The sequence below is a fragment of the Methanorbis furvi genome (assembly GCF_032714615.1).
GTDB classification, from domain to species: domain Archaea; phylum Halobacteriota; class Methanomicrobia; order Methanomicrobiales; family Methanocorpusculaceae; genus Methanocorpusculum; species Methanocorpusculum furvi.
Window position 1 is genome coordinate 176,654 of the sequence record NZ_JAWDKA010000002.1, and the last position, 21,701, is coordinate 198,354.

A 21,701-nucleotide genomic window follows, 5' to 3' on the forward strand; every position below is an offset into this window, starting at 1 on the left:
TTTCGTTTTCTCAACAGGTGTATTGAAAAACCTGATAACTCTCTACAAAATAATTTCCTGCGGTAGATAAGTATCCGGGTCGTCGAAGAATCCGGCATCCTGTACGCACTGCTCTTCCTGCCGAAGAACGTAGAGGACGGAGAAGCCGCTGCGATTGAAGCTGAGATCACAGTCAGCGTCAAAAAAGTCTGATAATTTTTTGAAGACAGTGATGGTTTCAGCGTTGACTGAGTAGACGTACTCGTCTGCGGGTACATCGATATGCCAGCGACCGGGCCAGTTGTGAATGGTGTTGTGATGCAGGAGTTGTCCACCGAGTTTTTGCATGAGATTTTGCGATGCAGGGGAGGGGGAGCCCGGGAAGATGAGGGAGAGGGTGTCGCTGTATCTTGCAAGGTCGTCAAGCAGTTTTCGATATTCGTCGGAAGAGAGAGCCGGCATGAGATAGGGACAGGCATGGTTGCTGGCCGTGTCATAATCAGTGTAGACTGTTTCGCCGATTTTTTCTTCGGCGAGTCTGAACTCAGCAAGGTCGAGGAAGAATGATGGGTCAAGGTAGTAGATGGATTCGTGGGCGATGGTGGTGAGGACGCATCTGTTTCCTGCGAAAAATCTGATGTCAAGGAAGCGATCAAGGGTGATGAAGTTTTCAGAGCTGCGGAGAAGATCAATTGACTCTTTGCAGCAGCGGTAGTGATGGTCGTCATAGAAGGCAATTTGTGTGATGCCGTCTCCATCCGAGTATCTGGCGCCGTGATCGGTTCTCCTGCGTTCGATGAACCAGGGGGCGAATTGGTTTTTGATCTCAGGGAGGGTGGTGATGTCCTCGAGTTGACATGGGTCGGAGATGACGATTCTGTCGCAGTGTTGTTCGAGGTAGTCGAGGATGCAGAGATAGGTCTCGTGATCCCTGCTTTCCGGATAGTAGAACTGGCCGATGTCGCGGCTGGAGATGAGGCTGAAGCTGGTTTCCTGTGTGTACATCATAGTTGGTGACTCGTTAGATGATGAACCTCATATGAGCGATCACGAGGATGCCAATTCCTGCATTCCTGTGATTCCAAGAATGATTGTTGCTGCTGTGAGAGATGTCATGCCGTCCTCGCTTCGATGTTTCGAAGAATTTCTTCCAGTCTTTCTTCCGTTACCGTTGTGTTGTGTTTGATATTTTCCGAGAGTTCGATATCGTATCTCAGTATGACTATCATGAACTGGACCGGAAGAGGCGGATTTTTTTTGGCGGCTGAAATTCTGTCGATTTCGGCGAGAACTTTTTCAGGTTCTTCGGGTGAGTAATATCCTTCGAGGAGGATGGTGAGGTAGCCGGTTTCGTTGACACCATAGTCACTGATGTTTCGATCATACTCTGTCACTTTGTTCCAGAGGTGGCTGTTGATATCAGGATCACTGATGGAGTAGCCGGATGCATTGAGCATTGTGCTGTAATTTACTCCGTCCACTCCCGGCCGGAGGAGAATTACGGTCCCCGGGGCGGCGGTTACTTTGCTGATGTTTTCCGACGGCAGTGGCGGTTGCGGGGGGGTATCTGAAGCTCCCGCGAGGAGAATAACTGCGAGTATGGCCGCGACTACAAGAATGATTGCGGTTATTATGAGAAGGTGTGTGTGGGTTTTAGCATTGTACTCAGACATGATGAGCGTTCCGATAGTTTTTGGGTTATCAGTTTTTTTCGATTTCAGATTTGTTGTTCTTTTTGCGAGGCAGATACTCCATAAGACAGTACAAAGACATCGTCGCAACAACGCTGATCATAAATCCGCACGAGAACATGTAGACTGAAAATCCTCCTTTCTCCGGGAGATATTCCATAAGAAGATTGGCGATTTCAATGATAGCAGCAAGGAGAATGAGGATCACGCCCCCGGCAAGAATGTAGGAGAAAGGCGTAAGAGGATTGGTATTCTTTGGTTCACGAGGGTAGAGCTGCGTAATCCAGAGCATGGTGATAAAACCAAGAACAATACCTATGAGATAATACAGATGAGAGAGTTCAGGGCTGGAACCTACAACTGCATGATAGTCGCAGAGGGCGATTCCTACAGAAAAGATGCCAAGAAACAGGAGAGCGGAATAGATGAGTTTTTCATGAGTGGTTAGCATGTGAGATCACCTGAGTAATTTTTAATGAGGCCGGAAATGTGATGATGCAAATCATCAGGCAGGACTACAACCGGGAGGAGGATGTTTTTCTTCATGATATTTTTCCTTAGAGAATGATCCTGAGAAGGAAAAAGTAACAGATGACGACACCTATCCCAAGAAGAAGGAACAGTCTGATCTTTTTTGGCTCGGCATTGTTCTTCCGCATCTGACGGAATGCATATGCATAGAGAGTGACTGTGACTATGATGAGCAGGAAATAGCCAATGACCATGAAGGTGTTCATGATCTTCTACCGAAAAATTTCTGCAACTCACCACAGGCAGCGTTGAACTCAAAGGTTAATCCATTGAATAGCAGACCGAACACGACGCCGAACGTGTAGATGGAATATGTTCCTGTGAAAAACTGCGAGTAGTTTGTCATCAGAATATATCCGAATGCTGCGATGCAGAGAAGAAGGACGGCAAAGAGAAGGAGGCGGAGTATGTTCGCTCTTTTTCCTATGCAGACCGGCTGGTCATCAGCATTTTGTGCCGTGAGAGTTGTCATGCGATACATGGCAGAGGCCGTGAGGATGCCGATAATGATTCCTGCAATGTAGAGGGTCATGCAGAATTCTGAGGTGAGTTCGGTGTGATCTCCATACCATGAAAGTACTCCGCCCAGGATAAAGGAGAGTATGAGAGGGAGGATCACGATGAGTGAGGCGATAAAGCGGTTGTGCATTTTTTTTGTTCCTGATTTTTCAAATTTTTTCAATTCAGATCTGCTGTTCCTCATACAACAGTTCGTTTGGGAGATAGTAGATGATGGCGACTGCGGTAAAGCCTATCGCAAGACCTATGATGTACGATAGTGGGGCGAAGCCGATTTTTTCCGGCATGTAGCTGCTGAGGAGGTATGCAACCCATACTACGATGCCTGCAAAGATGAGGAGAATTGATGTAAGGATTGCGATGCCGGATTTTTTCAGGACTACGTTTTTGGTGTCTTTTGTTTCACGGACATCGAGCAGAAATGCGGCAAACATTACGGCAAAGCCGATGAGAAGACCAAAGCAGTAGGTGAGCAGGGAGAGTTCCGGGCTTGATCCTGCGAAGACTTCGTAACTTCTGAGAGGCGTGGCCATTATGAGGGAGCCGAGGATGAGGATGGCGTAGAGTATCCATTTTGTGCGTTTGCCAAACATTTTTGATATATTGATGGTATTGGAAATGAGCCAATATAATAATTGTGGACAAAGTGTGATACTTTGGGGAGGGGTGCTCTGGTAAAGTGTGAGATTGTGATCAATAACTATATTTGAGGTTATCGGCAATTGTTTTTGTATGCGTCGCTGGATTCTCATTCTCTGTCTTCTTGGTATTTTGCTGAGCGGAACAGGGATGGTGTCCGCAGAGATGGTTGGGAACTATACTATCTGGGATATGGAAATCAGTCCGATGTATGAAGAGATTGTTCCCATAGATGACGGAAAAGAGATCGTCCTTGTTGAAGGATGGGGTTATTTAGAAATCTGGCGACAGATAGTTATTACGGACTTAGTTGCCATTTTTGAGGGAACAGTCCTCGAGTGGCCTCTCATCATTTTCTCTCCGGTTATCTTTGCTCTTCTTGGATTCATTTCTGTATTTATCTACACGTCCCGGAAAAATCAAAAGATCTCCCTGCCTCAGGAAAAAATTCTTGCTTATCTTAACGATAATTCAGGCTCCACCCAGCAGCAGATCATCTCTGCTGTGGGAGCCTCCCGCGGCTCTGTCTGTTATCATCTGCATGCTCTTGAGAAACAAAATAAAATTCATCCGGTGACTCGCAATGGGCGTTCCTTCTATTACACCAGTAAAGACTCGGGCGACATGCTGGAGCAGACAATTCATTATCTTCTCTCGCGGGAAAAGTCCGGGAAATTTTTACAGACACTCTATCTTCATCCGGGAATCACGAGAAAGGAGCTTGCGGGGCAGCTTGGAATAACGCCTGCTACTGTTCGGTGGTATCTGATCCGGTACATGGATGAACGGGTTTGCAGAACGGAAAAGTGCGGGAAGGAGTACTGCTACTCGCTCACGGATGAGGCGAGAGAGATCTGTGAACGGTTTGTGGAGGAGAGTGTTGCGGGAGAAAAAGATCAGGAACGTGATGGGTAATGATGGGAAAAAAATGTGAGTTGATTTTGTTTACAGAATTTTTGCGGAAGAAAAATTCCGCAGAAAAATACTCTCAACTCTCCTGCTGTTCGTCATGAGGTAAGTGCTCGGGGAGATAGTACACGATTAACACTGCGATAAATCCGATCAAAAAACCAATTGAGTACGCAGATGTGGAAACCATGACTTTCTCAGGACTATACACGATGAGATAATAGTACAAAAATCCGGCAACAGCCATGATTGCAATCCCAACAACTCCCATGATACCTAAAGAAGTACGTGTTAACGGAAGAAGATCGATATCTTTCGGTTTACGGGGATCTAATAATACTGCTCCAAGCATTGTGGAAAACCCGAGAACAAGACCTACCGGATAGAGCAGAGAGATGAGAGATAGAGTTGATTCTGCTGCTGCTGTGTACTGGGCAACTTCGATACTTATCCAAAAGATACCAAGAATGAATATACCAAAAAGGATACGTTTTATACGATAACTTAGCATGAAACATCACCAGAGTTGTCTGTATCAGACTTCATCTCAACCACAAATACTTCTACAGATATGATGGTATATAATTTTCAGGAACCATCAAGATTGTGGCCAAACACTCATCACATCCACTCCAAAAAGTTCAGGGTTGCCGGACGAAAGACATGACAACAAAACCTATTATCTCATGCTCCCTATTATTTCATATCATGCAGGTGATGGAGTCCGAAGGTAAACCGCAAAAAGCAATGGTAACCATCTCGGTAACTCCGGATGTCAAAGAAACTCTCCGATCTCTGAAGCGGGGAAATGAATCATACAATGATGTTTTAGAGCCTCTTCTCTTCACCGCGGCAGTCCATGAAAAAGGAGACGGGATTGGTGCGGTCTTTCTTGATTCGGTTTATATGAATGATACTCTCAGGAAGCTGAAGAAGCCCATTCCGCTGAAGATCGTGATCGATGAGAATGGCTCCCTTATTCTCGCAAACAATGAGTACTCACTTTTAGTCGTCTGCGACAGTCTGGAGGATGGGCTGGAAGAGGCAAGATGGGAGTTTAATTCTCTCTCCAAAGTATTTCAAAATCCTGAAATTCCTGATGATGCTCCGGCAAAACAGTTTGGAAAGAAGTTGCAGAGTGTTGTTTGGATGTGATCAGATGTCTGTTCTGAAGTGTGATAATGTCAGAAAATCATTAAAGAAGAAAGGATTTCTGACAGAATCAGGAAAACAGAAGCATGTGATCTATACCTTTCATCATAATGGCGTTCCGGCAGCGGTTGCCACTCATATGAGTCACAACAATCAGGAGATATCCGACACTCTGCAAAGTATGATGGCTGAGCAGCTGCATCTTTCCAAAGGAGAGTTTGTGGAGATGATCTCCTGCAAGACCGGACATGCTGAGCTTGCCGCACGATATGCAGCTCTTGGTCTTCTGAGATGAAATTTTTTGGCGGAAAAAATTTCATAACAAATATTTTGATTCTTCACAGAGACGTGAGAAAAAAATTTACATTACAAATATTTTCAAAAAAAATTTGAAATTTGTTTTTCGCGTTTCATCCCGTCGATTATTTCACGCAAGACAAAATATTTTTTTGAAAAAATAATCAGAATAAAAATCGCCATTGGCGATTTTTTTATTCGCGCTATTCGTGCTATTCGCGTTTCTCTCGAAATCAGCTACGCAGTTTCGGCTGCTTCGCGTTCGCACGCCCCTCACGCCGTGCTCGGCTCCTCAGCCAAAACTGACTCGCCGCACGTCACTTCGTTCCGTGCTTAACTCCTCAGTTTTGGCTGAGTCGCAACAGCCTTCGCGATCAGCGAAATGCCTGCCTGCACATCCCTCAGATCCACAACCTCAACCGGCGAATGAATATACCGTGCCGGAACAGAAACCGGAACACTCGGAATACCTCCACGCTCAAAATTGATCGCAGACGCATCCGTATTACCGCCATCCCCTACCTCGACCTGAACCGGAATATCAAACTTCTTACCCGTCTTCACCAGCCACGAAACAACACGCGGATCAGCAATATGACCGCGGCCTGACGCAGAAACCGCCACAACAACAGGACCCTTCCCCATAAACACCGGAGCCTTTCTCCGCTCAATACCCGGAGAATCTCCCGGGATCGTCACATCAGTTGCGATCGCAACATCAGGATTCAGCGAAAACGAACTCGTCTTCGCACCCTTCAGACCAACCTCCTCCTGCACCGTAAACACCGCATAAATCGTATGCTTCGTCTCCATCTCGCGAAGCGCCCCAATCAGCATCGCACAACCCGCACGATTATCAAACGCCTTGCCGGTCACCACAGATCCTGACAACTGAGCAAACTCACGGTCGATCGTCACCGGAGTACCGACAGAAATACCCAGAGCCTCAACCTCTTCAGGACTGGTTGCACCCACATCAATAAACATATCCTCAAAACCAATTGGCTTCTTGCGATCATCCTCGCTCATCACATGCGGCGGCTTTGTGCCGAGAACGCCGCGGACAACTCCCTTCTCGCCGTGCAGAAGAACACGCTGGCTCACCAGAACCGGATTATACCATCCGCCGATACCAACAAACCTGATAAAACCATTATCATCCACAAACTGGACCATCAGACCAATCTCATCCATGTGGGCAGCGAGCATGATCTTAAAATCATCGCCCTTCTTAATTGCGATCAGATTTCCCATCTTATCGGTCGTAACCTCATCAACGTACGCTGCAACCTCATCTCTGATGATCTTTGCAACCGACGACTCAAAGCCTGAAATGCCGTGGGCATTTGAAAGCTTCTGTAATAATGCACTGATTTCTGTAATTTCCATACAACTTCACTCCATAACTTTTGCAATTCTCTCAAGAGCTGTTTTGATATTCTTCTGCGACGTCGCATAACTCATGCGGGCATAACCAACACCTGCACTGCCAAACGCAGTACCGGGCGTGATAATAACTCCCGCATTCACAATTTTCATAACCATTTCTGCATCCATCTTCGGGAACGCATAAAACGCACCGTCAGGTTTGTTCACCGGAATACCGAGGTCCGTAAGTCCTGCGATAAGCAGATTTCTTCTCGCCTCATACTCCTTCTTCATCGCAGCAACCGAGTCCTGCGGCCCTGTATATGCCTCAAGAGCCGCGTACTGGGCGATCGAGGTCGCACACGCAAGCGTATACTGCTGGACTTTGATCACTTCGTGAACGATCTCTTCACTTGCCGCAAGAAAACCGATCCGCCATCCGGTCATTGCATAGGTCTTGCTCGCCGCATTGACCGTCACGACGTTGTCGCCGAAGGTTGCCGCACTCACGAACTTCGTGCTGCCGTAGCAGAACTTTTCGTACACCTCATCGCTGATGACGGTCACATCATAATCAGCTGCCGACTCAACGATTGCACGAATGGTTTCCGGCGTCTCCACCATGCCGGTCGGGTTGGCCGGACTGTTCAGAACAAACACCTTTGCTTTCGGGTCCGACATATGTTCTTTGATGGTCTCAACATCCAGATGAAGATCAGGCCGGAGAGCTACTGGATCGGGAATGCCGCCGGCAAGAGTGGTGAGTGCTCCATACGAGACAAAGCCCGGATTGTTGAAGATGACCTTTTCGCCTGAGTCGATCAGCGACTGAATCGCAATATTGAGTGCGCCTGATCCTCCGGCGGTGATGACAACATTTCCTGCACCGCAGGAAATGTTGTTCTCCCGCTGAAGTTTTGCGGCAACTGCTGCACGCAGTTCGTCAACTCCTGCGTTGTTGGTGTATCCAGTCTTTCCCCCGGCAAGGGCTGCGACTGCTGCGGCCTTGATATTTTCCGGGGTGTCAAAGTCAGGCTGGCCGAGTCCCATGTTGATGGCATCAGGTCCCGCTCCTTCAAACATTTTGCGGATACCTGAGATGTCAATTGCGGTTACACGTTTTGCAAACTGGGTCATGGTCTTACTCGATGTTGGTGTGGCGGCGTTTCAGATCGCTTTCTTCGGTTTTGGTCATGTCCATTAGGGTGGAGATGACAGCGTCGCCGAACATGAGGGAGCTTGTTTCAAAGATGGTGCCAAGCGGGGCGAACGAGCGGTGTTCGCCAAGCATCTGGCGGATCTCATACTCATGGGCGTCGCAGCTGACAGGATCTCTCTGGGTTTCGATCTTGATGACGAAGTCGGCGATTTTGCCGATGCGTGAGTCAGGGTTGGAGGAGATCAGGGCGACTTTTACGCCGAGGCTTTTTGCGGTTTCGGCGATGTCGCCGATGGTTTTGGTGTTGCCGGAGCCGGAGAAGGCAACGATCAGGTCGCCTTCACCGATTGCCGGGGTTATGGTTTCGCCAACGACATAGGAGGTGAGGCCCATGTGCATCAGACGCATGGCGAAGGATTTTGCAACCAGTCCGCTGCGGCCTGCTCCCATTACGTAGATGCGTTTTGCTTCAAGGATTGCCGCAAGAAACGCATCGATTTCACCGCTGGAGATCTGCCGGGAGATGGCATCGATTCGGGATGCCATTAAACTCATCATGTTTTTGACTGAGGCTCCGTGAGTCATACTGCTACTATATGGGTTGTGCAGATAGATGAGGGTATGGTGTTTGGGATGTTGCCTATTAATTCCTGCCGCCCACGGAAAATCTGAAAACACGGAAATATCACAGAAAAACATCACGGAGCAGACGTGAACAACACAGAATCCAAAAACAATTCATTTCCGTGATGTTCACGTCTGCTCCGTGATGTTTTTCTGTGATATTTCCGTGTTTTCAGATTTTCCGTGGGCGGAGCAACAAACAATACCGAACTGTGTCTACCCATAAACGAATTTATAGGCAAAGTCAAAAAAAATTTCAAAAAAAAAATCAGACATGCGGGATATCGGTATGTCCCGCAATCTCACTACTGATCGTCGCAAGATCAGCGATCGAAAGATCATGAATATCCGCATGCCCGGTTACGCGGGCAAACACCCGCAGCTCCTCAGTAGACACTGCAAAAAAGTTCGCGACCCGCAGTTCCCCCTCATCAATCGAAAGATTTGCACGAAGAGTTGCATCCTGCGTCGCAATTCCTGCCGGGCAGCGGCCATTGTGACAGACGCGGTGACGGTTACAGCCAAGAGCAATCAGTGCCGCAGAAGAAACTGCAACCGCGTCCGCACCAAGCGCAAGAGCCTTCACAAAATCTTTGCTCGTCCGAAGACCGCCCGTGATAATGAGATCAATTTCGGATTCATGTTCACGCAAAAACTTCGCCGCTCTTGCAAGAGCATACACCGTTGGAACACTTGACGCATCCTTCAGAAACTTCGGCGAGGAACCCGTTGCCCCGCCTCGTCCGTCGATCGTGACAAAATCAGGATCTGCCGCAACAATGAACGCAAGATCCTCCTCGATATGGCCTGCCGCAATCTTCACCCCGATCGGTCTTCCGCCGCTTCGCTCTCGAAGAGACGTGATCAGATTTTTCAGATCCTCAGGAGTATTGAGTCCCGGAAAATGCGAAGGACTCACCACATCCTCGCCGACCATCTTTCCCCGGATTTTTGCGATCTCATCCGTGACCTTTCGTCCCGGCAGATGACCACCCATCCCGGGTTTTGTTCCCTGCCCGATCTTGATCTCAATCGCATCCGCTTCGGAGAGATTCTGATCGTTCACGCTGTAGAGATTTGGCACATACTCAAAGATGTACTTGTATGCCGCAGCTTTTTCCTCAGGAAGGATGCCCCCTTCACCGCTGCACACTGCGGTTTTGGCAAGAGCAGACCCTTTTGCCAGAGCAATCTTTGCTTCGCGGGACAATGCCCCAAAACTCATGTGAGAGATATAGACGGGCGTTTCAAGAACCATCGGCTTTTTCGCATGTTTGCCGATAATCGTCTGCACATTCACAAACGAGCCGTCACCCAGCGGCTGTCTGGCAAGCTGCGCTCCGAGTACAAGAATGTCATCAAAAGAGGGGACCCTCATCAGGGTGTCCATGGGTTCGGTGATGCTTTTGCCGGTCGTTGCCATATAATGAATCTCATCAACGACACTGCTGCCAAGATACTCAGTTTCGGCAACGGGAGTTGAGGTGCAGGAGAACTGCGAGGTTGCGGCTGAGCAGATCGGACACTTCCAGGTCTTTGGGAGATCAGAGAACATTGTTGTGTCTGTCTCTGAAAATACATAGCCGCAGACCCCGCACTGGTATTCAGCCATAACTTTTCTCCAAAAAAAGTTAGTAGTTTCTGGCCTCGATTCGGAAGTAGGCCTTCGGGTGATCGCAGACCGGACAGACGTCTGGAGCGTTCTTTCCAAGAACTATGTGGCCGCAGTTTGCACACTGCCAGATGGCTTCGCTGTCGCGGGAGAAGACGATTGCCTGATCGATGTTTGCGAGAAGTTTGCGATACCGCTCTTCGTGATGCTTTTCGATTGCGCCAACCATTGCGAACAGTGCGGCAATCTCGTCGAATCCTTCTGCCTTTGCGTCTTTGGCAAAGTTTGCATACATGTCGGTCCATTCATAGTTCTCGCCATCTGCTGCGTCTTTGAGATTCTGCATGGTGTCAGGAACGCTGCCGCCGTGGAGCAGTTTGAACCAGATTTTTGCATGCTCTTTTTCGTTGTCAGCGGTCTCTTCAAAGAGGTCGGCAATCTGGTTGTAACCTTCTTTGCGGGCTTTGGATGCATAGTAGGTGTATTTGTTTCGTGCCTGGGACTCGCCGGCAAAGGCGGTCATCAGGTTTGCTTCGGTTTTGGATCCTTTCAGATTTGCCATTTTTCTGTAACCTCGTTTGAGTACTGTCTTCATATTGGTAATCGGCGGGTAAAAGTATTTTGCGGGGATCGTATTCATTTGCCGCCCACGGAAAAACGGAACACACAGAATTTCACAGAAAAACATCACGGAGCAGACGTGAACAACACGGAATTCTAAAATAATATATTTCCGTGATGTTCTTGTCTGCTCCGTGATGTTTTATTTCCGTGTGTTCTGTTTTTCCGTGGGAGGCGGGACTTGACGCAAAAAAAATTACAACAAAACCGCCATCACCAGAATCAGCGCTGTCGCACCCACCAGATCGATCGAGCTTGTCACAACCGGCACGCCGAAGTTGTCAGGATCATACCCCAGACGGTAACTAAACACCGCCGTGTAATAGCCGAGCAGATTCATCACCGTAATCACCAGAAAACCCGCAACAACCGACAGCAAAACCATCGGAGTAAACCCTGGCGTCGTAATACCGATCGCAGCAGCCGAGATATGCGACAACGCCCCCATCAGCGGAAGAATCAGCAGAGCATAAATATAATTCTCCAGAAAATGCCAGAGCACAACCCTGGACGGCAGATAATCCGCAGTTATCAGACCCATATGCATCTCGGTTGCAACCCGGGACGTCAGAATCCCTCCAATCGACCCGCAGCCGTTCATGAACGGCGCAATCAGAATCAAAACAGCGGCAGCCGCAATCAGACTCTCAAGACCATCCGTGTACAAAACGCCTGCAACAATACCAAGAAGCGACAGCGGAGCAAGAAGCGGCAGTCCTTCCCGAAGAACATCCTTCATCATCTCGGTCGCACGCTTTGCAGAAACAACAGCCCAGACAATAATTACCAGCACCACAACGCCGCAGATCATCTTGAGTTCAGCGGGTGCAGCCATTATCAGAACCGCAGTCACCACCAGGAACGGCAGCGTCATCATGTCGCCAAAGGTCGTCACGACCGGAGCACCGATCATATCAAGATTCAAACTCCTCCGGTAACAGACAACCGAGGTGATAACACCAATCAGGGTCACAACAAGACCTGCAAGAACGCCGGAGATCACGGAAATTATCACCATGTCTGAGAGATCAATGACCTCAACACCGACAACCATGCAGATGAGTTTGCCAAACACCGCAAGAAGCACGGAGATGAACACGGTGAGGAGAATCGATGACCGCAGGTTGTCACCGAGATCGGTTTCCCTGCCGAACTTTACCTCAAACGCACCAAGGTGCATGGATGATGACAGACGGGATGTCAGAATTCCGGCTATCGCTCCACGCATGTTAATTGACGGAGTGACGAGCACCATAAGACCTGGGATCAGTAAAAGAACTTCGTTGACCGCGCCCAGATAGATACCTGCAATGAATGATAAGCTGACACTAATTAAGAGTGTGACCAGTCCGGTGAGAAACTCTTCGTGCTCCGAAAGAGTCTGCCATCCAACTTTCGCCAATCTCATCATTGGCCACCTCATCTGCCAGCATCATAATGGTATATTTATTGGCGGGCGTGACGTATCAAGACTTTGTCTTATGGTGGTGTGGGGTGTGGGGTTGGGATTTGATCCGATGTCCTGTGCTGGTACAAGTGATGTTATGATATACCAATACTTAGGGTGTGATGGCCCCCCATGCGATCACAATGCGCTCGGAACATTCGAGGACCTGCGCTACCTCAGTGTTGGTGGCCGCGAAGTGCTTGGCGGTTTTGGCGTAGCCTGCCAACTACTGGATGAAGATCGGGTAGTAACGGGTGGCGGAGGATAATAAAGAAGGGATTGTAGATCAGAACATACCTGACACGACTATTGGTATGTTACAATTACAGATGATCGGAGGGATTTATATTAATCGAATTATAAATAATTATATTGATGTATGGTGTATTTTGGAGTAATAAAAATTGTCTGTTTTTTGTATTTAAATGTATTATATTTTTCCTGTGTATATCATGTTTCATAGCATATGTGTACAAATATTTTATCGAAAGGACTTCAGAGGGTTTCATCCCATCACCCTTATTTGCATTATTTACAATTATGGCTTTATTCATTCTTGGTGTATATTATACAAGTACACCAATTGTATATTTTCTCTGTCATTATTGTTCAGAACCTCATTCTTCAAATACCGTATCTTCAGAAACGGTGGAAGTCCCGCAATTCCAACCTGCTCTATTAAAGCTTAAATTATTCAATTTATGCTCAAAAGCACACATATTTTTAATCGAGACCATTAATATAAATACTGAAAAAAATTGCAAAATCAAAGACCATCATACAATTAATAACTATGGTCGAATAATTGGATTTTTAGAAAGATTTGTTTCAATAGTACTTATCGTTTATGGGCATATTGAGGGGGTAGTATTACTATTTGCTGCAAAGGGGCTTATCACATCTCAAGCTAAGAATGCAAAAAATACAGAAGGTTTGCTATTGGGAACTATGCTCTCTGTCATAGTATCAATAATATTTGGAACATTGATTCTATGGGTATTGTCAACATCGGGAAATGGGGCTATGTTATTACTTGGCTATAAGTAATATGTTGCCCCTCGTTTCAAAGAACGGAGCGTTATCTTTTACGCGTGGAGTAACGGAGATGGTAGCCGTTATTTTCTCTGGTTTGTCTCTGGATTCCATCGCCTGCATAATAATCAGATAATGGGAAGGTTGAGATAATAGGTTTTGTTGTCATGGACGCCCACCCAACCTTCAGCATCTTGTTTTTTGATCTGCACCACAGCAGTTTCAGTCTTGGAAAGATGATTTCGTCTCATGACAGGGATCAATCATACCTATGATCCCTCTATTGTTTCCATAGAAAGGACTGATACGCATTGGGGACAAATATACACAGTAATAATAGCAGGAGATCATGCAATGACCCCCGAACAAAATCAGGAATCGTCCGAAAGCATCATCAGTCTCACGGACAAGTCTCTCTATATCAACAGGGAAATATCCCTCATCCAGTTCAACCGCCGCGTCCTTGAAGAAGCGGCAAACCTCTCCCACCCGCTGCTTGAGCGGATCAAATTCCTCTCCATCTTCGCCAACAACATTGACGAGTTCATGATGATACGGGTCTCAGGACTTCTCCGCCAGATTCGCGGAGGAGTACTCGAACGCCCTGCAGACGGCATGACCCCGACAGAACAGATGAAAGAGATCCTTGAAACCCTCATTCCCCTGCAAGCCGAGTCCTGCCGCTGCTGGAGTCAGGACCTCAAACCTGCCCTTGCAGACGAAGGAATCTACATCCACAAATTCAAAGACTTCGGACCCGAACAGCAGGAATACCTCAAAAACTACTTTGAAACCCAGATATTTCCCATCCTCACCCCCATGACCTTCGACGGATCCCACCCGTTTCCCTTCATCTCCAACCTCTCCATCAACCTCGCCGTCGTCATCAATCACCCGACCCGCGGTCAGGTCTTCTCGCGGGTCAAAGTTCCCAAAGGAACACTGCCGAGATTCATCCGTATCCCCAACAACCGAATGATTCCCCCCGCAAACAACTCCGAGTACCACTACATCGTCCTCGAAGACCTCGTCGCCTCCAACATCCAGCTGCTCTTCCCGGGCATGGAAGTCAAAGACACCTACGTCTTCCGGGTAACCAGAGACGCAGACATGGAGATCGAAGAAGACGAAGCATCCGATCTCCTGACCGCAATTGAGTCCAGCGTGGAACTGCGGAGAATCGGCACCCCGTCCAGACTCGAAGTTCACGCCGCAATGCCGGAATGGATTCGCGGAATCCTCTCCGCCAAACTCAGACTCATGCCGACCCAGGTCTATGTTTCCCACAGCGGCCTCATCGGTATGAACGATCTGATGGAACTGATGGACATCGACCGGCCTGACCTCAAAGACATCCCCTTCAAAGCAGCCCTTCCCGCATGTCTCGGCAAAGAAACAATGGCGGCCGCAGTAGCCCGCGACGACCTCCTCCTCTACCACCCTTACGACAGCTTCAGTCCGGTCGTCGAGTTCGTCAGGCAGGCAGCTCACGACCCCAATGTGCTCGCAATCAAGCAGACACTTTACCGCACCGGAAAGAACTCGCCGATCGTGCACGCCTTAATGGAAGCCCGCGAAGAAGGAAAACCGGTCACCGTCCTCGTCGAACTCAAAGCACGCTTCGACGAGGAGAACAACATCGAGTGGGCACGTTCGCTTGAGCGGGCCGGCGTTCACGTCATCTACGGAATTGTCGGTCTCAAAGTTCACGCAAAAATGTGTATGGTCGTCCGCCGCGAAAATGACGGACTCAAAACCTACACCCACATGGGAACCGGAAACTACAACGCTTCAACCGCACGCATCTACACCGATCTCTCGATGTTTACCTGCGATCCTGATATCGGCGCAGACATTGCTGATCTGTTCAATGCCCTTACCGGCTACTCGCAGAAAACCGGTTACCGCAAACTGCTGGTCTCGCACGGAACAATGGGGACCATGCGAAAGGAGCTGATCGCCAGAATCGATCGGGAGATCGAGCAGCAGAAACGGTTCGGCGACGGATACATTGCATTCAAACTCAATGCACTCGTTGACGAAGAATGTATCATGGCGCTTTATCGGGCAAGTCAGGCAGGCGTCAAAGTAGACCTGATCGTTCGCGGCGTCTGTTGTCTGCGTCCTGAGGTTCCCGGAGTCTCGGACAACATTCGGGTGATCTCTATTGTTGGCAGATTCCTCGAACACACCCGTATATACTACTTCAAAAACGGCGGTGACGAGGAAGTGCTTCTCGGCAGTGCTGATCTGATGCCGAGAAATCTGTCAAGACGGGTCGAGATTCTCTTCCCGGTCGAAAACACCTATCTGAAGGATATGATCATCCGAACCATTCTGGAGATGCATCTTAGAGATACCGCTCAGGCGCAGGTTCTCCACATCGATGGAAGTTATGAGAAGGTGCTGCCAAAGAAAGGAGAAAAACCGCTGAACTCACAGTTGTGGATGATGGAACACCGCGGAATCTGGCATGACTACTAACATCGACGAAGGATACCGGCTTTACGGCGCGAAAGTTCTCCTCCAGCTTGCAGCAGATATGGCTGGCGAGTCTGCCGGCGTGAAAGCAGGAACCGACATCGAGTACATTCACCGGATGAGGGTTGCTTCACGCAGACTTCGGGCTGCTCTGCCGTTGTTTGCCGGATGTTTTGGAGAGAAAGAGTACCGGTATTGGGAAAAAGAGGTGAAACAGATCACCCGTTCGCTTGGACGTGCCCGCGATCTTGATGTGCAGATAGCGTTTCTGCGTTCTTACTTGGAAAAGTTGCCAAAGACCGGACTGCCGGATGGTATGCCGCGGTTTCTGCCGCTCGAGTATCAGGAGCCGCTTGAGTCCCCGCAGAACGAGATTCCTCTGCTGACAGAACCCGCTGCTCCGCCAGTAGAGCAGCCGGGACTTTTTGCAGCAATTAAACGATTCTTTGCAGGAGTTCCCGACGTTCAGGAACTCCCAAAAGTTCAGGAGCCTGAACTTCCGAAGGAACAGCGGATGGGACCTGAACTCAGAGCCGGTATTGAGTGTCTTACTCTCAGACTGATGCAGGAGCGGTCCGGTTTGCAGGCTGATGTCATCAAAGCGGTCGAGGCGTTCGAGCGGTCAAAAACCATTGAGTCGATACAAAAAACCTGTATGGAGATCGTCATCCGCGGAAAAATGGAAAAGACCGAGACGAAAACGTCGTTCTCGTACCGCGAGGCCTACTATCACATCAGTCTCTGCCGTGAGAATGTGTTTTTGTACGCAAAAGCCCTCGCTGACCCGGAACGCATCGCTGCTCATCATGAGATGCGTATCGCCGCAAAAAAACTCCGGTACACCATGGAGTCCTACAAGGATCTCTACGGCGACGGACTTGCGCCGGCAATCAGAATGGTCAAAGAGTTGCAGGACTATCTCGGTGATATGCATGACTGCGATGTCTGGACAGAGTTCCTGCCGATTTTTTTGAAAGCAGAAGAGGAGAAAAGCATCGCCTACTTTGGAAACACCTCCTTTGTTGCAGCAGTTCGTCCGGGACTCGAGAATCTCGAAACGGACCGTGCGGAAAAACGCGCAAAGCTGCATGCTGAGGTAAACGTTTTCTGGAAAAAGAGTGAAGGACTCTGGGACCAGATCGAGAAAAATCTCACCAAACCGCTCGAGGATCTCAGACTTCAGACGCTCTCACTACCGGACGGAGTTGCTTCGATCGCGTTTTTTGCTGACATTCACGCAAACCTTCCGGCATTATCGGCAATTCTTGCGGACGCAAAAAGCAGGGGATGTGAGACCTTCATTTATGCAGGAGACGTGATCGGGTTTGGACCGTTCCCCGAAGAGACTATGCAAATGCTTGCATCTGCGAATGCACATGGTGTCTGCGGCAACGCAGAAGAAGCAATTCTTCTTGCAGGGACTGTTAAGGAGTGCCCGAAGGAGTTTGATCCTCGCAGGTTTGTTCTCCATAAAAAAACCTGGAAGAAACTCATCACCGCTTCCCGCGCCGAACTCGCCGCACTGCCAACGGAAATACGGTTTCTGTGGGGGAATCTGCGAATCGCCGTGATGCATCACCCGAAGTCATGTGAAAATGTCTGTTCTGAGACCTCGGATGCAGAGCTGAACCGGCTGGCTGCCGAAACCGATGCGGATGTTATCATCTGCGGTCACACCCACCGGCCGTTCGCCAAAAAAGTTCACGGCGTCTGGATTGCAAACACCGGCGGAGGCGGGAGATCGGGAGATGGAGACCTTCGTGCGTCATACCTTCTTGCAACAAAAGATCCGTTCACCCTTCATCACATCCGGGTTCCCTACAACATTGAAGAGACGCTTGCTCGTCTGGAAAAGAACAAAGAACTCACCGCAATGTTTGGGGCAGGGCTTGACTTTGACGAAGCAGCAGACGCTGCGGCAGGAAATATGCCGGAGCTGACGAAAATGCCGCAGACCGTCTCCGTAACTTCAGCAGAAGAGGACAAATGACCGACAAAATAGTTGCATTCATCGATATTGGCACGAACTCCGCACGACTGCTGGTCGTTTCCATCAGTCCAAACGGAGCTTATCATATGCTGAGCAGAATCAAGGACGTTGTTCGGCTTGGCGAGGATGAGTACATCTCAGGTGTTGCGCGGATAATCCCGGAAGCCATCGACCGTCTGGTTCTTGTTCTGCGACGGTTCACAGACCTTTCGCGAACGTTTGGGGATGCAGAGTTTGTTATCATGGCAACGTCTGCGATGCGGGAGGCGGTCAATGCCCAGGAGATCATCGATAAAATCCGCCGCGAACTTGGTCTTGAGATTCAGGTCGTCAGCGGCAAAGAAGAGGCACGGCTGATTCATCTCGGTGTTGCGGCCGGCATGAGTCTTGGAAATGATCAGGCGCTGTTCATTGATATCGGCGGGGGATCAACCGAGCTCATCGTCGGCGGCCAGTACTCGTACTCAACGCTGGAAAGTATGCGGCTTGGCGCAATCAGGATCACGAATCAGTGTATCAAAAAGAATTTTACCGGAGCGCTGCCGCCCAAAAAACAGACCAAGATGATGAACCGCGTTATGACGGTTGCCATTCCTGCTCTGCAAAGGATCTCGGAACATCCATTTACCCGTGCGGTCGGGAGTTCGGGGACCACGATCAATCTTGCAGAGATCGCACAGCGTCTGTATCATGCAGAAGAGAACAGCGACAAACTTGTTTTGCAGTTTACTGATCTTGAGAAGCTGTTTGGTCATCTCTGTTCCCTTTCTCTTGAGGAGAGAAGACGGGTTCCGGGCATTAATCCTGAACGTGCGGATATTATTCTTGCCGGAGCTGCGATTCTTCTTGCGGTGATGGGGACGTTAAAGATTCCGGTGCTGGAGATCAGCGACCGGGGTTTGCGGGAGGGAATTCTGATGGATTATCTTGCGGTGATGCCGGGAACCCCGCAGTCTGAACAGATGCCGGTAAAGGATGCGAGTGTTCTCCAGCTTGGACGCTACTGCCGTCTTGAGGAGGATCATGCAAAGGCTGTGCAGAAAAATGCGCTTTCGATGTTTGATTCGGCAAAGCTCTGCGGGCTGCACAACTATGGGGCATGGGAACGCGAGCTTCTTGCGAACGCTGCGTGGCTGCATGATGTCGGGGATTTTCTTTCCTTTGTCGGTCACCACCAGCATGGCGAGTATATTATCCGCAACACCGAGCTGCTTGGGTTTGATCAGCGGGAGATTGAGATTATGGCAAAGATTGTCCGCTATCACCGCAAAAAACTTCCCGGACGAAAGGATTCCGAGTTCGGGTCGCTGAGTCTGGAGGATCGTGACAGAGTCCGAATCATGGCGATATTTTTGCGGACTGCTGAGTTTTTGAACCGCAGCCATGCGGTTTTTGTGACGGATGTCTACTACTCCTGTAAAGGCGGGGATGTTAAGTTGAGTGTTGCGGCACCGGATAGTTCGGATCTGACGCTGGAGTTGATGAGTCTTGCGCCGGAAGCGGCACTGTTTACGAAGGTGTTCGGCAAGAAGCTGTCTGTGCGCAGGGTGTGAACTTTTTTTTGTGGGGTGTTGGCTGTGAGTTCTGCCGCCCACAGAAAAACGGAACACACGGAGCATCACAGAAAAACATCACGGAGCAGACGTGAACATCACGGAAATAAAATTAGTTTCGAGTTTCGTCATGTTTTTTATGTGTTCCATGTTTATCGTGGAAGGCAGAACTCACAGATATAAATTATTTTCAGATTCCGTGATGTTCACGTCTGCTCCGTGATGTTTTTTTCCGTGCGTATTCCGTGTGTTCCGATTTTCCGTGGGCGGAGCAACGAACAATACCGAACATTAAAACCATAAAATCCCATACTCAATCAGATAGAATATAAAGACAGCGCCCATAATATACAGTAAACATATGGACGAAGAAGTTCACACACTCAATACCAATACGCGGCAAAAGGGGGCAAAAGTTGCAGATATATCTCCGGAGGCACTGGATTACAGTGATCTGAACCAGAAGTTCATCCAGATGTCCGAAGAAGTGAGACTGCTTCACAAAGAGAACGAATCTCTCAATAAACTTCTCCGATCGGTTCGTGCGGAAAACGAATCCCTGCGTACTGACAACAACCAGATCAGGATGGACAACGCCCAGCTGAAGAAGGAAAACTCCCAGCTGAAACGTCTCCCGCTGTTTGTCGCGGTCGTCTTAGAAAAACTTCCCGGCAAAGAACTCTACCTGCGCCAGCAGGGAAACAATCAGGAGTACGTAACCGTCGCAAGCGAAGAGATCTACAAAGAAGTGAAGGCCGGAACAAAAGTTGCGGTCAACAACACGCTTTCCGTAGTCAAAGTTCTCGGTAGCACGGTTGACTCAAGAGTCAAGGTCATGGAACTTGACACCAAACCCTCAATCACCTTCGATGACATCGGCGGTCTGAAAGACGAGATCCTTGAGGTGCGCGAGGCGGTCGAGTTCCCGCTGACAAGACCTGAATCGTTTGAACGGTTTGGCGTTATTCCGCCGAAAGGCGTGTTACTCTACGGTCCTCCCGGAACCGGCAAGACACTGATTGCAAAAGCGGTTGCAAACAACGCAGGCGTGCCGTTCCTCAGAATGGCTGGCTCAGAGCTGGTTCACAAATACATCGGAGAAGGAGCACAGCTTGTCCGCGATCTCTTCCAGATGGCACGCGATATGGCAACAGCAAACGGTGGAGTCGTCGTCTTCATCGACGAGATCGATGCGGTTGGCAGCATGCGAACCAACGACGGAACCTCAGGATCTGCTGAGGTCCAGAGAACCTTAATGCAGCTGCTCGCAGAGATGGATGGGTTCAACAACCGCGGAAACATCAGAATCATGGCGGCAACAAATCGGCCTGACATGCTGGACGCAGCACTGCTCAGACCCGGACGATTCGACCGGCTGATCAAGATTCCGTCGCCCGATGCCGAGGCAAGAATGCAGATCTTCCGCGTGCACACCCGCAAGATGGCTGAGGCAGGTTCACTTATCGGCATCGATTATGATGAGCTGGTACATCTGACGGATGGTCTGACCGGAGCAGAGATTGAGGCAATCTGCCGCGAGGCTGGTATGCTTGCCATCCGCGATGAAGCGGACGTCATCGACGAAGGCCGGTTTATCGCAGCAATCCGCAAGATTCGTCATCAGGACAAAGATGATGAACGTGCAGATATAATGTATCTCTGAGATGTTTCTGATATGTATCGGAAAACCGGGTGTGGATCTGTATCGGACTTTGTCTGATTCAGAAACCAGCCGGCATATTTTACGTTTTTATCATCCGAGAGAGCTGGAGTTCGGCATCTCGGTTGAGGTGGCGACTGTGTCGAGCGGACTTGCTTTGATGAGTGAGCTGCGGTGGTATGCGATGCGGTATATGCAGGATGTGCTGTTTGAGGATGCCGAGCATGGAGTGTATCTTACGCAGAAGCTTTCGCGTGAGGCGTATGATTCACGGTCGGTGACGTTGTCAAAGGAGTGGGAGACCTGTTACCGGATTTGTGTTACAGAGGAGGGCGAAGTTATCCGGCTTCCTGAGGGAGTGCCCGAACCGGACACGGTTGTGCGGACGTTTGAGGTCTGGGGACTCGCCGAAGAGCATCCGTAAATCCTCTTCGTTA

At 49.1% G+C, this 21,701-nt stretch carries 22 protein-coding genes; 9 read left to right on the forward strand and 13 right to left on the reverse strand.

Translation table 11 applies throughout. The annotated features are described in order from the left end of the window. Positions 1-42: 42 nt before the first annotated feature. From McpAg1_RS02595 to McpAg1_RS02620, 6 genes are all read right to left on the reverse strand, one after another. A complete protein-coding gene (locus McpAg1_RS02595; protein ID WP_338093731.1) occupies positions 43-987 on the reverse strand; it encodes a hypothetical protein in 945 nt (314 codons plus the stop codon). Positions 988-1,091: 104 nt separating this feature from the next. Next, complete coding sequence (locus McpAg1_RS02600) at positions 1,092-1,652, reverse strand: hypothetical protein (protein WP_338093732.1); 561 nt, start codon at positions 1,650-1,652, stop codon at positions 1,092-1,094. A 28-nt stretch (positions 1,653-1,680) separates the two neighbouring features. After that, entirely contained in the window at positions 1,681-2,121 is a 441-nt protein-coding gene (locus tag McpAg1_RS02605; RefSeq protein WP_338093733.1) for a hypothetical protein, read from the reverse strand. A gap of 106 nt (positions 2,122-2,227) precedes the next feature. Then, positions 2,228-2,395, reverse strand: a complete 168-nt coding sequence (locus McpAg1_RS02610; RefSeq protein WP_338093734.1) for a hypothetical protein — start codon at positions 2,393-2,395, stop codon at positions 2,228-2,230. A gap of 8 nt (positions 2,396-2,403) precedes the next feature. Continuing rightward, complete coding sequence (locus McpAg1_RS02615; RefSeq protein ID WP_338093735.1) at positions 2,404-2,850, reverse strand: hypothetical protein; 447 nt, start codon at positions 2,848-2,850, stop codon at positions 2,404-2,406. A 34-nt stretch (positions 2,851-2,884) separates the two neighbouring features. Beyond that, complete coding sequence (locus McpAg1_RS02620) at positions 2,885-3,313, reverse strand: hypothetical protein (RefSeq protein WP_338093736.1); 429 nt, start codon at positions 3,311-3,313, stop codon at positions 2,885-2,887. 139 nt (positions 3,314-3,452) lie between these two features. On the opposite strand from McpAg1_RS02620, the gene McpAg1_RS02625 reads away from it, so the two are divergent. Further along, positions 3,453-4,274 (forward strand): winged helix-turn-helix transcriptional regulator, encoded by an 822-nt coding sequence (locus McpAg1_RS02625; RefSeq protein ID WP_338093737.1) that lies wholly within the window; start codon positions 3,453-3,455, stop codon positions 4,272-4,274. A 73-nt stretch (positions 4,275-4,347) separates the two neighbouring features. Here McpAg1_RS02625 and McpAg1_RS02630 read toward each other — a convergent pair whose 3' ends face one another. Beyond that, complete coding sequence (locus McpAg1_RS02630) at positions 4,348-4,779, reverse strand: hypothetical protein (RefSeq protein WP_338093738.1); 432 nt, start codon at positions 4,777-4,779, stop codon at positions 4,348-4,350. Positions 4,780-4,976: 197 nt separating this feature from the next. On the opposite strand from McpAg1_RS02630, the gene McpAg1_RS02635 reads away from it, so the two are divergent. Both McpAg1_RS02635 and McpAg1_RS02640 read left to right on the forward strand, forming a co-directional pair. After that, complete coding sequence (locus tag McpAg1_RS02635) at positions 4,977-5,423, forward strand: hypothetical protein (protein WP_338093739.1); 447 nt, start codon at positions 4,977-4,979, stop codon at positions 5,421-5,423. Between the two features lie 4 nt (positions 5,424-5,427). Continuing rightward, positions 5,428-5,715, forward strand: a complete 288-nt coding sequence (locus McpAg1_RS02640) for a hypothetical protein (protein ID WP_338093740.1) — start codon at positions 5,428-5,430, stop codon at positions 5,713-5,715. A gap of 335 nt (positions 5,716-6,050) precedes the next feature. On the opposite strand, the gene McpAg1_RS02645 is transcribed toward McpAg1_RS02640, so the two are convergent. The 6 genes from McpAg1_RS02645 to McpAg1_RS02670 form a co-directional block, all read right to left on the reverse strand. Beyond that, positions 6,051-7,106 (reverse strand): M42 family metallopeptidase, encoded by a 1,056-nt coding sequence (locus McpAg1_RS02645; protein WP_338093741.1) that lies wholly within the window; start codon positions 7,104-7,106, stop codon positions 6,051-6,053. 6 nt (positions 7,107-7,112) lie between these two features. Then, positions 7,113-8,222, reverse strand: coding sequence for a pyridoxal phosphate-dependent aminotransferase (locus tag McpAg1_RS02650; protein WP_338093742.1), 1,110 nt, complete (start codon positions 8,220-8,222; stop codon positions 7,113-7,115). Between the two features lie 4 nt (positions 8,223-8,226). Continuing rightward, positions 8,227-8,799 (reverse strand): 6-phospho-3-hexuloisomerase, encoded by a 573-nt coding sequence (gene hxlB / locus McpAg1_RS02655; protein ID WP_338093775.1) that lies wholly within the window; start codon positions 8,797-8,799, stop codon positions 8,227-8,229. Between the two features lie 337 nt (positions 8,800-9,136). Further along, the gene (locus tag McpAg1_RS02660) at positions 9,137-10,480 is read right to left on the reverse strand and encodes a glutamate synthase-related protein (protein ID WP_338093743.1); all 1,344 of its coding nucleotides are present in this window, start codon (positions 10,478-10,480) and stop codon (positions 9,137-9,139) included. A 19-nt stretch (positions 10,481-10,499) separates the two neighbouring features. Beyond that, entirely contained in the window at positions 10,500-11,120 is a 621-nt protein-coding gene (gene rbr, locus McpAg1_RS02665) for a rubrerythrin (RefSeq protein WP_338093744.1), read from the reverse strand. A 177-nt stretch (positions 11,121-11,297) separates the two neighbouring features. Beyond that, the gene (locus McpAg1_RS02670) at positions 11,298-12,512 is read right to left on the reverse strand and encodes a magnesium transporter (protein ID WP_338093745.1); all 1,215 of its coding nucleotides are present in this window, start codon (positions 12,510-12,512) and stop codon (positions 11,298-11,300) included. 504 nt (positions 12,513-13,016) lie between these two features. Between McpAg1_RS02670 and McpAg1_RS02675 the strand changes: the two genes are divergently transcribed. From McpAg1_RS02675 to McpAg1_RS02700, 6 genes are all read left to right on the forward strand, one after another. Continuing rightward, positions 13,017-13,595, forward strand: a complete 579-nt coding sequence (locus McpAg1_RS02675; RefSeq protein ID WP_338093746.1) for a hypothetical protein — start codon at positions 13,017-13,019, stop codon at positions 13,593-13,595. Positions 13,596-13,934: 339 nt separating this feature from the next. Next, complete coding sequence (gene ppk1, locus McpAg1_RS02680) at positions 13,935-16,064, forward strand: polyphosphate kinase 1 (protein ID WP_338093747.1); 2,130 nt, start codon at positions 13,935-13,937, stop codon at positions 16,062-16,064. Beyond that, positions 16,054-18,051, forward strand: a complete 1,998-nt coding sequence (locus McpAg1_RS02685; protein ID WP_338093748.1) for a CHAD domain-containing protein — start codon at positions 16,054-16,056, stop codon at positions 18,049-18,051. The genes ppk1 and McpAg1_RS02685 overlap by 11 nt, the downstream gene beginning before the upstream one ends. Next, positions 18,048-19,604, forward strand: a complete 1,557-nt coding sequence (locus McpAg1_RS02690; RefSeq protein ID WP_338093749.1) for a Ppx/GppA phosphatase family protein — start codon at positions 18,048-18,050, stop codon at positions 19,602-19,604. The genes McpAg1_RS02685 and McpAg1_RS02690 overlap by 4 nt, the downstream gene beginning before the upstream one ends. A 475-nt stretch (positions 19,605-20,079) precedes the next feature. Beyond that, positions 20,080-21,267, forward strand: coding sequence for a proteasome-activating nucleotidase (locus tag McpAg1_RS02695; protein ID WP_420847091.1), 1,188 nt, complete (start codon positions 20,080-20,082; stop codon positions 21,265-21,267). Between the two features lies 1 nt (position 21,268). After that, the gene (locus McpAg1_RS02700) at positions 21,269-21,688 is read left to right on the forward strand and encodes a DUF5804 family protein (RefSeq protein WP_338093751.1); all 420 of its coding nucleotides are present in this window, start codon (positions 21,269-21,271) and stop codon (positions 21,686-21,688) included. Positions 21,689-21,701: the final 13 nt, after the last annotated feature.